At 54.9% G+C, this 15,242-nt stretch carries 11 protein-coding genes; 5 read left to right on the top strand and 6 right to left on the bottom strand.

Features of this window, described 5'->3' with window-relative positions:
- Window positions 1–8 precede the first annotated feature (8 nt).
- The 3 genes from HV243_RS18165 to HV243_RS18155 all read right to left on the bottom strand — a co-directional run bounded on the left by HV243_RS18165 (window position 9) and on the right by HV243_RS18155 (window position 4,054).
- The gene (locus HV243_RS18165; protein WP_016152186.1) at window positions 9–950 is read right to left on the bottom strand and encodes a D-ribose ABC transporter substrate-binding protein; all 942 of its coding nucleotides are present in this window, start codon (window positions 948–950) and stop codon (window positions 9–11) included.
- Window positions 951–1,067: 117 nt separating this feature from the next.
- On the bottom strand, window positions 1,068–1,730 hold the full coding sequence (gene entD / locus HV243_RS18160) for an enterobactin synthase subunit EntD (protein ID WP_047415103.1): 663 nt from the start codon (window positions 1,728–1,730) through the stop codon (window positions 1,068–1,070).
- 50 nt (window positions 1,731–1,780) lie between these two features.
- Window positions 1,781–4,054, bottom strand: a complete 2,274-nt coding sequence (locus tag HV243_RS18155; RefSeq protein WP_016155941.1) for a TonB-dependent siderophore receptor — start codon at window positions 4,052–4,054, stop codon at window positions 1,781–1,783.
- 253 nt (window positions 4,055–4,307) lie between these two features.
- Between HV243_RS18155 and fes the strand changes: the two genes are divergently transcribed.
- The 4 genes from fes (at window position 4,308) to wzz(fepE) (ending at window position 11,023) form a co-directional block, all read left to right on the top strand.
- Window positions 4,308–5,525 carry an enterochelin esterase gene (gene fes / locus HV243_RS18150; RefSeq protein WP_016152189.1) on the top strand — a complete coding sequence of 406 codons (1,218 nt, stop codon included), beginning with the start codon at window positions 4,308–4,310 and terminating at the stop codon, window positions 5,523–5,525.
- Window positions 5,526–5,555: 30 nt separating this feature from the next.
- Window positions 5,556–5,774: an MbtH family protein gene (locus HV243_RS18145; RefSeq protein WP_053388568.1), complete on the top strand. Its 219-nt coding sequence runs from the start codon at window positions 5,556–5,558 to the stop codon at window positions 5,772–5,774.
- A complete protein-coding gene (gene entF, locus HV243_RS18140; RefSeq protein WP_053388569.1) occupies window positions 5,771–9,661 on the top strand; it encodes an enterobactin non-ribosomal peptide synthetase EntF in 3,891 nt (1,296 codons plus the stop codon). The genes HV243_RS18145 and entF overlap by 4 nt, the downstream gene beginning before the upstream one ends.
- Before the next feature lie 228 nt (window positions 9,662–9,889).
- Entirely contained in the window at window positions 9,890–11,023 is a 1,134-nt protein-coding gene (gene wzz(fepE), locus HV243_RS18135; RefSeq protein WP_046275117.1) for an LPS O-antigen length regulator Wzz(fepE), read from the top strand.
- A 46-nt stretch (window positions 11,024–11,069) separates the two neighbouring features.
- On the opposite strand, the gene fepC is transcribed toward wzz(fepE), so the two are convergent.
- The 3 genes from fepC to fepD are packed head-to-tail and all read right to left on the bottom strand — an operon-like array spanning window position 11,070 to window position 13,860.
- Window positions 11,070–11,867 (bottom strand): iron-enterobactin ABC transporter ATP-binding protein, encoded by a 798-nt coding sequence (gene fepC / locus HV243_RS18130; protein WP_046275116.1) that lies wholly within the window; start codon window positions 11,865–11,867, stop codon window positions 11,070–11,072.
- Window positions 11,864–12,856 carry an iron-enterobactin ABC transporter permease gene (gene fepG / locus HV243_RS18125; protein ID WP_016152193.1) on the bottom strand — a complete coding sequence of 331 codons (993 nt, stop codon included), beginning with the start codon at window positions 12,854–12,856 and terminating at the stop codon, window positions 11,864–11,866. Before fepG ends, fepC begins: the two co-directional genes overlap by 4 nt.
- Window positions 12,853–13,860: a Fe(3+)-siderophore ABC transporter permease gene (gene fepD / locus HV243_RS18120; protein WP_016152194.1), complete on the bottom strand. Its 1,008-nt coding sequence runs from the start codon at window positions 13,858–13,860 to the stop codon at window positions 12,853–12,855. Before fepD ends, fepG begins: the two co-directional genes overlap by 4 nt.
- A gap of 109 nt (window positions 13,861–13,969) precedes the next feature.
- Here fepD and entS point away from each other — a divergent pair, with 109 nt between their 5' ends.
- Window positions 13,970–15,208: an enterobactin transporter EntS gene (entS, locus tag HV243_RS18115; protein WP_016152195.1), complete on the top strand. Its 1,239-nt coding sequence runs from the start codon at window positions 13,970–13,972 to the stop codon at window positions 15,206–15,208.
- The last annotated feature ends 34 nt before the right edge of the window (window positions 15,209–15,242 follow it).

Raw genomic sequence — 15,242 nt, 5'->3', positions numbered from 1 at the left:
GCCTCCGCTTAGTGGCTCAGGTTGAACTTGTTCAGCTTGCTGGCATTGGTTTCGTCAATCAGCACGCAATCCATGAGCTGTTTTTCTTCTTTCTGGGCTTTGCCGTTTTTCAGATAGTAATCCGCCTGCTCAACAGCCATTTGTGCCTGTTGCCAGCCGGGCTGCAGTACTGTCGCTTTAATATTGCTTTTATTAATGATTGAATCGCGGGTGTAGTCGCTGCCATCAAAACCGACCACGATGACATTATTTTTCCCCGCCGCTTTTAGTGCGGCTTCTGCACCCAGCGCCATAGTGTCGTTACCTGAGATCACGCCTACGATATCTGGGTTGGTTTGTAGAATGGCTTCCATTCGGGTAAAGGCTTCGGTTTGGCTCCAGTTTGCCGTCTGCTGGGCTACCATTTTCATGTCCGGATAGTCATCGAGTACATCGTGATACCCCTGCGAGCGTACATGGGCGTTGGTGTCGGATTGACGTCCCAGCAGTTCAACGTACTTCCCTTTTCCGTCCAGTAACCTGGCGAACTTCTCTGCGCCGAGCTGTGCGCCTTGATAGTTATTCGACACGATTTGCGCCACCGCGATACCGGTTTTATTGATTTCGCGATCGATCAGAAAAGCAGCTACACCCGCTGCTTTGGCTTTTTCCAGCGGCCCTACGGTGGCATCTGCACCCGCATTATCGAGAATGATCGCTTTTGCTTTACGAGCAATAGCAGTCTCAATCAGTTGGTTTTGTTTATTGACGTCATCATCATGAGAGGCAACCAGCGTGGCGTATCCCAGCTCTTTTGCTTTGGCGACTGCACCGTCGGCTTCGGCTTTAAAAAACGGGTTATCGTGAGAAGGGGTAATAATCGCAATCAGTCCGTTGTCGGCTGCATACAGCGAACCCGATGTGGTAAGGATCGAGGCCAGTAATACGGATTTAATCAAGGTCTTGTTCATCTCTTTCTCCACTTTGAATATTTATTCAAATATGATTTATTATTCAAGTTAACGATAAGTCGAGATAATCGAACTGTCTACGATTTGCGCAGCTAATTTCTTAAAAAGAGAAAAGGATCACGATCCTGATGGTGAGAATGGAAATAGCGTCACGATATTTTTATCGCGCTGAAACCAATGAACGTTAACTTCTTGATTGCCGAGGTTTGCCGAAAATGACGGCATGATTTGTAATGTTAATTGCTGAGTCGTGAGTGCGGTGATTTTTGCGCTGGTGAAACCTGGTAGCCCCGATGCCTGATTGGAAAACGCCTTATACAGGCTCTCCTTTGCGCTGAATACCAGGGTTAAGGCGAGCGGAAAGGGCAGGCAGGCATGCTGCAAAATCTGATGTTCGTGGTTATCAATAATGCCATCAGCCAGCTCAACTGCGGTTTGTGGTGTAAAAATAGCTTCTATATCCAGCCCAATGGGATGCGTTGATACGACCGCCAGCGCCGTTGTTGCGCTATGGCTGATGCTGCCAAACAGATCCTGCGGCCACAATGGTTGGCGTTGCACACCGATGCCGGGCACGGTTTTGTGGCCAAATTCACGCAGTGCGTGGACTGCGGCAATACGCCCCGCTAAATGCTCAGCTTTACGCTTACGCCCACTGGAGTGGAGCTGAGTGTGGTGGGGAAGCCAGAGCAGGTCGTGCTCATGGAAAGTGTCGGGATCAAATTCGACAATGTGCAGCGTATGATCTGCGAAAGGGAGCGGGATGTGCGTTGTGTGCATGATTTCTTACGGTTTCCCTCTCCCCGCAGCGAGGAGAGGGAAAAACGTTATCAGAAGTGTGTGTTAACGCTCATGAACCACGTCCGGCCCGGTTCGTTATAGGTGTGCGCGCCTGCGCCCGCCATATAGTTCCCGGTCACGATATCGCCCGTGGTCTGGGCATTCCCTTCACGCCACAGACGTTTGTCAAAGACGTTATCCACGCCGCCGGTCAGGCTGACGTTTTTCGTCACATCCCAGGTCGCACTCAGGCCTACGATGCTGTATGGGCTGACTTCACTGGCCGAGCTACCGGTAACGGGTTTACCCTGGTAATCGTATTTTTTCGGCTGCTGTTTGCCGTACCAGGTGAAGGTGGATTGCAATGACAGATCTTCACGTGCCTGCCAGCTCAGGGTCGAGTTCAGCGTGTATTCAGGAATAATCGACAGACGCTCGCCGGTCTCTTTATTCTTACTTTGCAGCATGTAGGTGATGTTGTTAGTCCAGTTAACGGTTTCGCTAACCGGCACGTTCAACGTCCCTTCCAGACCTTCAACTACCGCTTTAGGAATGTTTTCCCACTGATAGATATCGGTATAAGTCGTTTTCCCTTTGTTGGTGATAGACGTTCTGTCGAACGGGACCGTACCTGCTTCAATCTTGTTACGGTAATCGTTGCGGAACCAGGTTACCCCAGCCAGCCAGCCGTCGCGTTTGAACTCCAGACCAATCTCTTTGTTGATACTGGTTTCGGCCTTCAGATCATCGTTGCCCATCATATAGCAACCAATACCGGTCGCGGAGCCGGTGGCGTAGCAACCCTGACCTTTACTGTACAGAATGTAGTTCGGGTTGAGCTGATACAGGCTTGGCGCTTTATAGGCGCGCGCAATCCCCATCTTCAGGGTGAAGTCATCGCCCAGACCTTGGGAAAGGTTCAGGGACGGACTCCAGTTATCGCCCACAATGCTGTGATGATCGAAACGCAAACCTGGCGTCAGCATGGTGCTGTCGGTCAGTTCCATGTTGTTTTCAGCAAACAGAGAGAAAATCTCTGCGTCTGAGTACGGGCTGCGGTTGGTGCTGCTGGACCCTGGAATATCACCGCCCATAAAGGTCTGCGAATTGGACAACATGTCCTTCATGCGCTGCTGGTTCCATTCGGTACCGAGCGTCAGATTTTGGTTAACCAGCAGATCTAACGGAATGCTGATTTCACTGTGCAGCATGACGTCACTCAGGTCGGCGTCGAGGTATTTTTGTGACGCATTCGGGTCGAAAATCCCTTCGGTACCCCCCGCCAGGCCCTCCGGCGTACGGGAGTTGCGCGTATGTTCATACTGCACCCAGTTACTGGTAGTGACGCCGTTATCCCAGCCGCCGTTCCAGGTCAGAGAGTAGTTCTGGCGGTAAAGACGGTTGGTCTCTTTCCCGTAGTTATCTTTCACCAGTTGGTTGGTGTTGGTGTTTTGGGTGTCGCCCGCATACAGGTTGCCCTGACGGCTATAGCCAGCTTCCAGTTCCAGTGACTGGAGCGGGGCGAAATCCCAGCGAACCACGCCGTTAATGTCTTTGTTGATCACCCCTTCACGACCGGCCGGTAAAGTATTTGAATACGTGCCGGTACGTTCTGACTGATGACCCTGGTTGATATCCCACGCGTCGGCCTGGGTTTTATCGAGATTACCGTACAAACGGAAGCTGAAATCCCCGCCCAGCGGACCGTTCAGGCTAAAGTTGGTGCGTTTGGTTGAACCTTCGTCTTTATGTTCCGGGGCGTTGAAATAGGTATCCCAGGAGCCGTGCCATTCGTTGCTGCCTTTTTTGGTGATGATATTCACCACGCCGCCCGCCGCACCGTTGCCATAGCGTGCCGCGGCAGGACCGCGCAGCACTTCAATACGTTCGATCATTTCTGGTGGCACCCAGGCGGTATCGCCGCGGGTATCACGCTCGCCGCGCCAGCCCTGACGCACAGAGTTACGGCTGGTTACCGGTTTGCCGTCGATCAGAATCAGGGTGTTTTCCGGCCCCATGCCGCGAATATCGATCTGGCGGTTGTTACCGCGTTGACCGCTGGTTGAGTTACCGGTCAGGTTGACGCCTGGCATGGTACGGATGATTTCCGACACATCGCGAGCGGGAGGATTCTTACGAATTTCATCAGCGGTAATGGTTGAAACGCCCGGTGCCTGCAGGTTCTGCTGGGCGGCGGTAACCACGATGGTGTCTTCATGAGAGACAGCGGCGCTATCGGTTTGATCTTCTGCCATCGCTGGCAGGGCTACCCCGTAAATCCCTAAATTGACCAATAAGGCCAGTGAATGAATCTTGTTGTTCATTGTATGTCCTGCTGTTCTTTTAGCCACGAGTACCAATGTGCCGTGGTGCGGCATTTGGTCTGATGTCGCCCGCATCCGCGTAAACCCTCCCTTCCAGAAAAAGTACGCAGCGCCAGGCCGGTTTATAAGTGGTGAAAAACTGTGCGCGCTTCCCACAGCGCGACAATACGCTATTGCAAATGCAAATAGTTATCAATAATATTATCAATATATTTCACGCTAGATCATAAAATTTGACAATAAACATGGGGTTATGGCGGTGACGACGTTAAAGATGGGAAGCGAGGCGTGGTGGCAGTCAAAAAAAGGCCCGGAGTGGGAGCGTGAAGACAACGGAAATTATCGGGTAACCTTCTGGTGGCGCGACCCGCAGGGAACGGAAAAAGAGTCAGCCATTCATCGCGTATGGGTCTATATCACCGGCGTCACCGACCACCATCAAAATGCCACCCCGCAGTCGATGCAACGCATTGACGGAACAAATGTTTGGTGCTGGAGTGTTTCCCTCAGCGCCAACTGGCGCGGCAGTTACTGTTTTATCCCAACAGAACGAAATGATATTTTTGCCGCGCAGACGCCGGGCGAAGCGCCTGACCGAACCGTGCTGCGTGAAGGCTGGCGGCAATTGTTGCCGCAGGCTATTGCCGATCCCCTCAATCCGCAGAGCTGGCAGGGCGGTCGTGGTCATGCAGTGTCTGCGCTGGAAATGCCTGATGCACCCGTACAACCGGGATGGGATCGACCTGAAAACCCCGACTCGCCCGCAGTTTGCCTGCAATGGCGTAGCGCCAGACTCGGCAATACACGCCGCGTGTGGGTGTTTACCACTGGTGAAGCCCAGCCGGAAGCGCGTCCGCTGGCCATCCTGCTGGACGGACAGTTTTGGGCACAGAGTATGCCGGTCTGGCCTGCGCTGACTTCACTCACCCATCGCGGACACCTCCCGCCCGCCGTTTATCTCCTGATTGATACCATCGACACGGCTCACCGCAGCCGCGAATTGCCGTGTAATGCGGATTTTTGGTTGGCGGTACAGCAGGAGTTATTGCCGCTGGTGAAGACCACGACCGCGTTCAGTGACGACCCGCAGCGTACCGTCGTCGCTGGGCAAAGTTTTGGCGGGCTGTCATCGCTATATGCCGGGCTGAACTGGCCTGCGCGCTTTGGCTGCGTGCTCAGCCAGTCGGGCTCTTATTGGTGGCCGCATCGTGGTGGTCATCAGGATGGGGCGATCGTTGAGCAACTGAAGAGCGGAAAGATAAGCGCTCAGGGGCTGCGTATTGTCCTGGAAGCCGGGATCCGCGAACCCATTATTTATCGCGCAAATCAGGCGCTATATGCCCAGTTACCCTCTGCACCACAGTCTATTTTCTGGCGTCAGGTTGATGGTGGACACGATGCGCTTTGCTGGCGCGGCGGACTGATGCAAGGGCTGATCACGCTCTGGCAACCGCTTACCGACACGATTTAACCGGACGATGTTCCACGACAGGAGTTGAGTATGGAATTCAGTAACCCCTTCGATAATCCGCAGGGCCAGTTTTACATTCTGCAAAATCCCCAACGTCAGTTTAGCCTTTGGCCGCAGCAATGCTCACTTCCTGTTGGCTGGACGGTCGCGTGCGAACCCCAATCACAGGAAGCCTGCCAGCAATGGCTGGATGCAAACTGGACCACGCTGACGCCAGCGAACTACGTCGATGTGCAGGAGGCTCCATGACTCAACGTTTACCGTTAGTTGCGGCTCAGCCGGGGATCTGGATGGCAGAAAAACTCTCCACATTGCCCTCAGCGTGGAGCGTGGCGCACTACGTAGAATTAACCGGCGAACTGGACGCACCGTTGCTGGCGAAAGCGGTAGTGGCGGGTCTGGAGCAGGCCGATACTCTAAGGATGCGGTTTAGCGAAGATAACGGCGAGGTCTGGCAATGGGTAGACTCTGCGCTTGCCTTTGCGCCACCAGAAATTATCGATCTGCGCGAAAAATCCGATCCGCATGCGGCAGCGCGCGCCTTGATGCAGGCTGACCTGCAGCAGGACATCCGTGCTGATGGCACTAAGCCGCTGGTTTTTCACCTGCTCATTCAGGTGGGAGAAAAGCGTTGGTATTGGTATCAGCGTTACCATCATCTGCTGGTTGATGGCTTCAGTTTCCCGGCCATTACCCGCCAGATAGCCGCGATTTACCGCGCATGGCTGCATGGCGAGCCCACGCCGGAATCACCTTTTACGCCATTTTCTGAGGTGGTGGAAGAGTATCAACAGTATCGGCAAAGCGATGCCTGGCAACGCGACGGCGCCTTCTGGACCGAGCAGCGAAAGCAACTCCCACCTCCGGCTTCGCTGTCTAACAAACCCCTGCCAGGGCGGTCGGCCAGCGCGGATATTATTCGTCTGAAGTTAACCGCGCCTGAAGGGGAGTTTCGCCGGCTTGCGGCACGTATGCCAGACGTTCAGCGTGCGGATCTGGCCCTTGCGCTGGTGGCGCTGTGGCTCGGACGTTTATGCAGCCGAATGGAATATGCCGCCGGGTTTATCTTTATGCGGCGTATGGGGTCGGCGGCGCTCACGTCCACCGGACCGGTTTTAAACGTCCTGCCATTTGGCGTGCAGTTGAATGCGGCAGAAAGCTTGCCTGCACTTGCCCAACGACTGGCCGCACAGTTGAAGAAAATGCGCCGACATCAGCGATATGATGCTGAGCAAATTGTTCGCGACAGCGGGCGCGCAGCCGGTGCGGAACCGCTGTTTGGCCCGGTACTGAACGTGAAAATATTCGACTATCAGCTGAATATTCCTGGCGTTCAGGCGCAAACCCATACGTTGGCGACAGGCCCGGTGAACGATCTGGAGCTGGCGCTGTTCCCGGATGAAAACGGCGGGCTGAGTATTGAAATCCTGGCCAATAAACAGCGCTACGATGCCGCGACGCTGGCGCAACATGCATCACGTTTAACCGCGCTTATCGCGCAGTTTGCCGACAATCCGTCGCTATGCTGCGGCGATGCCGGGATGCTGTTGCCGACAGAACATGAGCGGCTGGCGAAGATTAACGACACGACCGTGGCGATCCCGTCCACCACGCTGAGTGCGCTGGTGGCACAGCAGGCCGATAAAACGCCGGATGCCCCGGCGCTGGCTGATGCCCGCTATCAGTTTAGCTATCGTGAAATGCGCCAACAGGTTGTGGCGCTGGCGCGCCGCCTGCGCGAGCGTGGCGTACAGCCTGGTGACAGCGTTGCCGTGGCATTACCGCGTTCCGTGTTCCTCACGCTGGCGCTGCACGGTATTGTTGAGGCGGGAGCCGCCTGGCTGCCATTGGATACCGGATACCCGGACGATCGCCTGCGGATGATGCTCGAAGACGCGAAGCCAAAATTGTTAATCGCGACCGAAGAGCAACTGGCGCGCTTTAGCGATATTCCGGAGCTGGAAAGTCTGTGCTACAACGCGCCGCTGCCAGAAGAGGATGTTGCACCGCTGGCGCTATCTCAACCTAATCATACGGCCTATATTATTTTTACTTCCGGTTCTACCGGCAGACCAAAAGGGGTGATGGTTGGGCAAACCGCCATCGTTAACCGTTTGCTGTGGATGCAAAATCACTATCCTCTGACCGCGGATGATGTGGTGGCGCAAAAAACGCCGTGCAGTTTTGACGTCTCGGTATGGGAGTTTTTCTGGCCGTTTATTGCCGGGGCAAAACTGGTCATGGCAGAACCTGAAGCGCACCGCGATCCGCTGGCGATGCAGCAGTTCTTTGCGCAGTCTGGGGTGACGACCACGCACTTTGTTCCCTCTATGCTGGCCGCTTTTGTTGCTTCACTGACGCCGGAAACCGCACGGGAGAGCTGTGCCTCACTGAAACGGGTATTCTGCAGCGGCGAAGCCTTACCTGCAGATTTATGCCGCGAATGGGAACAGTTGACTCATGCGCCACTGCACAATTTATACGGGCCAACGGAAGCGGCAGTCGATGTGAGCTGGTATCCGGCCTGGGGGGACGATCTCGCTGCCGTAACGGGCAATAGCGTGCCGATTGGCTATCCGGTATGGAATACCGGTTTACGGATCCTGGACGCCATGATGCGCCCGGTGCCCTTTGGCGTGGCAGGTGATCTCTATCTGACGGGGATCCAACTGGCGCAAGGATACCTGGGGCGAGCGGATCTAACTGCGAGCCGCTTTATCGCCGATCCGTTTAACCCTGGTGAACGCATGTACCGTACTGGGGATGTGGCGCGCTGGCTGGAGAATGGCGCAGTGGAATACCTCGGGCGCAGCGATGACCAGCTTAAAATTCGCGGACAGCGCATTGAGCTCGGTGAGATTGATCGGGTGATGCAGCAACTGCCAGATGTCGAACATGCCGTAGCCCACGCCTGCGTATTCAACCAGGCGGCGGCGACAGGCGGCGATGCGCGACAGTTGGTGGGGTATCTGGTGTCGCAATCGGGGTTACCGCTGGATACGTCTGCATTGCGAGAAACTCTGCGTGAAAAACTGCCTGCGCATATGGTGCCGACGGTATTGTTGCAACTGGCGGAGCTGCCGCTGAGTGCAAACGGTAAACTGGATCGTAAAGCGCTGCCGATGCCGCAGTTGACGTCGCGTACGTCAGGACGTGCGCCGCGAGCAGGGACTGAAACCGCCATCGCGCAGTCTTTTGCGGCTTTGCTGGATTGCGAGGTTAATGACGTAGAGGCTGACTTCTTTGCGCTTGGCGGACATTCGCTGCTGGCGATGAAGCTGGCAGCGCAGTTGAGCCAGATTTTTGAGCGTCAGGTAACGCCTGGGCAGATAATGGTGGCTTCTACTGTTGAACAACTGAGTGCACTGCTGGAGAGCAATGATGATGAACAGTCGCAGCGTCTGGGATTCGAAACGCTGCTGCCGCTGCGTGAAAGTCATGGCCCAACGCTGTTTTGTTTCCATCCGGCGTCGGGTTTCGCCTGGCAGTTTAGCGTGCTGTCGCGTTACCTCAGTCCGCAGTGGTCGATTATTGGCATTCAGTCGCCGCGACCGGATGGCCCTATGCAGACGGCGGAAAACCTTGATGCGGTATGCGAACATCACCTGGCAACGCTGCTCAGCCAGCAGCCTCATGGTCCCTATTATTTATTAGGCTACTCGCTGGGGGGGACGTTGGCGCAGGGAATCGCCGCACGCTTACATGCCAGAGGAGAGACAGTTGCATTCCTGGGGCTGCTGGATACCTGGCCGCCGGAAACGCAAAACTGGCAGGAAAAGGAGGCCAATGGGTTGGATCCCGCGGTACTGGCCGAGATCGAGCGTGAACGTGAAGCGTTTCTGGCAGCGCAGCAGGGGAATGCGTCAGAGGCCTTATTTAATGCTATCGAAGGCAACTACGCCGATGCGGTTCGCCTGCTCACCACGGCACACAGCGCGCCGTTTGCTGGTCACGCCACGCTGTTCGTTGCTGAGCGCACCTTAGTGCCGGGGGTCAGTCCTGAACGCAGTTGGTCACCGTGGATATCCAGTCTGGGTGTATATCGTCAGGATTGCGCGCATGTCGATATTATCTCTCCCAGCTCGTTTGAGGCGATAGGGCCAATAATAAACACCCTGATCAATAAATCGGTGTAACAAAGCGAATCTAGCTATCGCGACAATCAAATAACCCCATAATGTAATAATTATGTTATGGGGTTGATCTTTTTTGGTGTGATGAGGGCGATTAAAGGGGTGAATAAATTCCGAATATAATTTTTGGTAGGGCTTCGAGCACAAAGAGTGTTTCGGATAAATCTTACTAACTGGTAAACTTCTCTTTCGGAAATGTTCTTCTTTGGGTACGGATCTCAGGTCACACACATGTCATCATTAAATATTAAGCAAGATAACGTTTCGGATTTTACTGCATATCCTCAGCCAGCGGTAAATGCTAATGAAATCGATTTAGTTAATCTAATCGAAATCTTATGGCGCGCCAGGACGAAAATTATGGCGACCGTTTTCGCCTTTGCCTGTGTGGGTATTCTGGTCTCTTTTCTACTACCGCAAAAATGGACCAGTCAGGCCATCGTGACGCCGGCCGAGCCCGTCCAGTGGCAGAACCTCGAAAATACGTTGACCAAATTGCGCGTGCTGGATATGGATATTAACGTTAGCCGTGGTGAAGTATTTAATCTGTTTATCAAAAAATTTCAGTCGCCCTCATTGTTGGAAGAGTATCTGCGTTCTTCACCTTACGTGATGGAACAACTGAAAGGCGCTGATATCGATGAAATGGACCTGCATCGGGCAATTGTCAGGCTCAGTGAAAAAATGAACGCCGTTGACAGCAATGTGGGAAAAAAGAATGAGACTTCGCTGTATACCGCATGGACGCTAAGCTTTACCGCGCCCCAGGCTGAAGAAGCCCAGTCTGTGCTGAAGGGCTATATCCAGTATATTTCTGATGCTGTGGTGAAAGAAACGCTGGAAGATATTCGCAATAAACTGTCCATCAAAACCAGCTTTGAGAAAGAAAGACTGGAGATGGATCGCATCAGGCTTAAGAATCAACTGGACGCCAAAATCCAGCGACTGCATTATTCACTGGAAATTGCGAATGCCGCTGGGATTAAAAAACCAGTCTACAGTAATGGCCAGGCGGTGAAAGATGACCCTGATTTCTCTATTTCACTGGGCGCTGACGGCATTGCACGTAAATTAGAAATAGAAAAGTCGGTAACGGATGTTGCTGAAATTAACGGTGAATTACGTAACCGCCAATATCACGTTGAACAGCTGTTAGCTATGAATGTGAATGATGTAAAATTTACGCCATTTAAATATCAACTTTCACCTTCGCTGCCAGTGCATAAAGATGGTCCGGCAAAATCGATGATCGTTATTTTGGCAGCTTTGCTGGGTGGCATGGTGGCGTGTGGTGGTGTTCTGCTGAATTACGCCATGGTGGCGCGTAAGCAAAAAATGACGTTTATTGATCAACAACTGGTGTGATGACATTTCGTCTGGCGGCGAGCAGTCCGCCAGACGGTAAATCTTGCTATTTATTGCGCCCAAGCGGCACCACTAACGGCGTTCCGGCAACCGGATCGTCGATAATCATACAGCGCAGACCATAGATTTTTTCAATAAGCTGCGCGGTGACGATCTCTTTCGGCGCACCCTCGGCAACAATTTTTCCGTCACGCAGCGCAATCAGATGCGTTGCATAGCGACATGCCTGATTAAGATCGTGCAGAACGGCGGCCAGCGTATACCCTTTCTCCCGGTTTAGCTCACTCAGCAGCTCCAGCAGATCGATCTGATGGCTGATATCCAGCCAGGTGGTAGGTTCATCGAGCAGCATAATCGACGTTTCCTGCGCCAGCACCATCGCAATCCATGCGCGCTGGCGTTGTCCACCGGAAAGGGTATCCACACTTTGTGACGCAAGATGAGTGATTCCCGTCGCCTGCATTGCGTTTGAGACCGCGATTTCATCCTCATTTCGCCAGCGGGTAAACAATGGCTGGTGCGGGTAGCGCCCGCGGGCAACCAGCTCCTGTACCGTGATATCACCCGGCGTGGTGGCGTTCTGCGCCAACAAACCTATTCTGCGAGCAACCTCTTTGCTGGCATAGTGCTGGATATGCTCGCCGTCGAGCCAGACCTTACCGTGCGCGGGCGTCATCAGACGACTAAGCGTGCGCAGTAGCGTTGATTTTCCGCAGCCGTTTGGCCCGATAATTGCGGTGAAGTGACCGTCTGGAATCGACACATTGAGGTTTTCCGCTACGGTAAATTTGCCATAACCCAGCGTTAACTGGTCGCCACGCAAACGGGCTACTGATTCGATCATTTTTTGCGGGACTCCTGAATTAACAAGACGATAAGATAAATACCGCCGAGGCTTACGGTGACAACGCCCACCGGAAGCTGATAAGGCATAAACAGCTGTTGGGCGCATAAATCCGCCATCAACAGCAGCAACGCGCCACACAGCGCCGACAGGGTTAATCCCCAGCGCGATGTGCCGCTAATCCGCCGCGCGATATGTGGGGCGACAAGGGCAATAAACGAGATAGGGCCAGCCAGCGCGGTGGCGGCAGCGGTCAGTACAACCGCAACCAGCATCATCATCAGACGTGAGCGCTCTACGCTGACGCCAAGCGCACAGGCGCTGTCATCACCCATTTCCAGTAAACGCATCCGGCGCACCAGCAGCGTGGCGCACACCAGCATAAGGATAATCAGCGGGGCAGAAGGCCAGGTTTTGGCCCAGGTCAGGCCATTGAGCGATCCGGCGTTCCACAGTCCGGCGGTCAGCGCGGTTTCTAATGATGCCTTCAGCAGTAGCCAGGTGTTGAACGCAACCAGCATGGCACGTATGCCGATCCCAATAATAATCAGCCGAAAGGTGTCGATACCATTGCGCCAGGCGAGCGCCCAGACCACCAGAGACGTCAGGACCCCGCCAACCATGGCCGCAAGCGCGATAGCGGTGAGATGCTGTCCGAACAGCACCATTGCCACCAGCACACCGCTCCAGGCACCGGTATTGAAACCCATCACATCCGGGCTGCCCAGCGGGTTGCGCATCAGCGACTGGAATATTGCACCGCTCACGCCGAGCGCCGCGCCAATCAATAGCGCCATGAGCACGCGTGGCAAACGCCATTCGGTCACCACCAGCGTAATACTGCGCGGCGCATCGCCAAGCAGAGCGGCAATAATTTGCTGGGTTTCCAGCGTCACGACGCCGCTACGCAGGCTCCATAAGCCAACGGCGAGACAACCTACAACCAGCAGCAGGCTGCTGACTATCAGGCGGCGGGAGAGGTGCATCATGCGCCACCCCCGCGCGGTTTCCGGCGTACCAGAAAGATAAGCACCGGCGCGCCGATAAATGCGCTGACCACTGAAACGCGCAGTTCGCCGGGGACAATCAGGCGACCGATGATATCGGCAATTAACAACAGAGAGGGGGTAGCCAGCAGGGTAACGGGCAGCGACCAACGGTGATCTGCCCCCACCAGCCAGCGCGCCATATGCGGCATCATCAGGCCGATAAAGGCGATAGGGCCGACAATCGCGGTCGCACTGCCGCACAGTACGGTAATCACCAACAGGCCAATAAACTGCGTGCGAGCGACTTTGCTGCCAAGCGCGGTGGCGGTGTCGCTCCCGAGGCTCAGGCTATTCAGAGCACGGCTAAGGAATAACGCGACAGCCGCGGCAATCAGTACCGGCACCAGGACGACCTTCAGCGTTTGCAGGCTGCGGATATCCAATGAACCGGCCTGCCAGAAACGCAACTGATCGTAGACATCCGGGTTGAGCAGGGCGATTCCGGTGGATAATCCTTCCAGCACCGCGCCCAGCGCAACGCCCGCCAGCGTCAGGCGTACCGGGCTTAACTGCCCGCCGCCCTGGCTGCCGGTAAAGGCCACTATAAGCGACGCGGCCAGCGCCCCGGAAAAGGCCATCAGCAGTTGCTCTTGCGCAGAGGAAAAACCGAACAGCGCGGCTCCCAGCACAATAGCGAAGCTGGCACCGGAGTTAACGCCCAGAATGCCGGGATCGGCGAGAGGGTTACGCGTGAGCGTTTGCATTAATGCACCAGCCAGACCCAGCGCCCCACCGGCGAGCAGCCCCGCCAGCGTGCGCGGCAGTCGCGCGTCCAGCACGATGGTGCAATCAGCGCTTTGACAACTGCCGGTAAGTGCATCCAGCACCACGGAGGCAGGTAGCGACTTGGCGCCAATAACCAGACTTAATACCGTGGTGAGAACAAGTAATAACAATAGTCCGGGCACGGCGAAGGCACGTGTCGCGGAAACAGAGCATGACATATCAACTTCCCTGATAATGATAGTAATTATCGTTATCGATCTTATTTGGATATGTTAGCATGTGCAGCCATCGAATGGATATTGAAAAAGTACCTGGTAAGGCTCTGTAATGAATCGACAATCCTGGCTGCTCAATCTCAGTCTGTTAAAGACCCACCCTGCATTTCGCGCCGTCTTCCTCGCCCGTTTTATTTCCATTGTCTCTCTGGGGCTACTCGGCGTGGCGGTTCCGGTACAAATCCAGATGATGACGCAGTCGACCTGGCAGGTAGGTTTGTCAGTGACGTTGACCGGCAGCGCAATGTTTATTGGTCTGATGGTGGGCGGGGTGCTGGCCGACCGCTATGAGCGTAAAAAAGTGATCCTGTTGGCTCGTGGAACCTGCGGAATCGGCTTTATTGGTCTGTGTCTGAATGCGCTGCTGCCCGAACCGTCGTTACTGGCGATTTATTTGCTTGGCTTATGGGACGGTTTCTTTGCCTCGCTGGGCGTGACCGCGTTGCTGGCGGCAACACCGGCGCTGGTTGGCCGGGAGAATTTGATGCAGGCCGGGGCGATTACCATGTTGACGGTACGTCTGGGTTCGGTTATTTCGCCGATGCTTGGCGGGGTATTGCTTGCGACCGGTGGCGTGGCGTGGAACTACGGTCTGGCGGCGGCGGGCACTTTCATTACCTTGCTGCCGTTGCTGAGCCTTCCCGCGCTGCCACCTCCGCCGCAGCCGCGCGAGCATCCGCTAAAATCGCTGCTGGCAGCATTTCGCTTTCTGCTTGCCAGCCCGCTGATTGGCGGCATTGCGCTGCTTGGCGGTCTGTTGACTATGGCGAGCGCCGTGCGCGTGTTGTATCCCGCGTTGGCGATTAACTGGCAAATGTCGAGTGCGCAAATAGGTCTGCTGTATGCGGCCATTCCTCTTGGCGCGGCGGTGGGCGCGTTGACCAGCGGACAACTGGCGCACAGCGTTCGTCCGGGACTGATCATGCTGGTATCGACCGTGGCTTCGTTCCTGGCTATCGGTCTGTTTGGGTTGATGCCGGTCTGGGAGCTTGGCGTTGTCTGCCTGGCGCTGTTCGGCTGGCTGAGTGCGGTCAGCTCTTTGTTGCAGTACACCCTGTTACAGACGCAGACGCCAGAAGCGATGCTCGGGCGAATTAACGGTTTGTGGACTGCGCAGAACGTTACAGGAGATGCGATCGGCGCGGCGCTGTTAGGGGGGTTGGGGGCGATGATGACACCGGTTGCTTCGGCAAGCGTAAGTGGGTTTGGGCTGGTGATTGTCGGTCTGCTACTGCTGCTGTTGCTGGGAGAAGTGCGCCGATTCCGACAAATGCCCGTGAATGCCGGATAGCGTTGTCTTCTACGGTTTGTAGGCCGGATAAGGC

Origin of the sequence: Citrobacter sp. RHBSTW-00599 (genome assembly GCF_013784065.1) — a bacterium.
GTDB lineage: Bacteria > Pseudomonadota > Gammaproteobacteria > Enterobacterales > Enterobacteriaceae > Citrobacter > Citrobacter braakii.
This window is presented reverse-complemented; position numbering and strand designations above follow the sequence as displayed.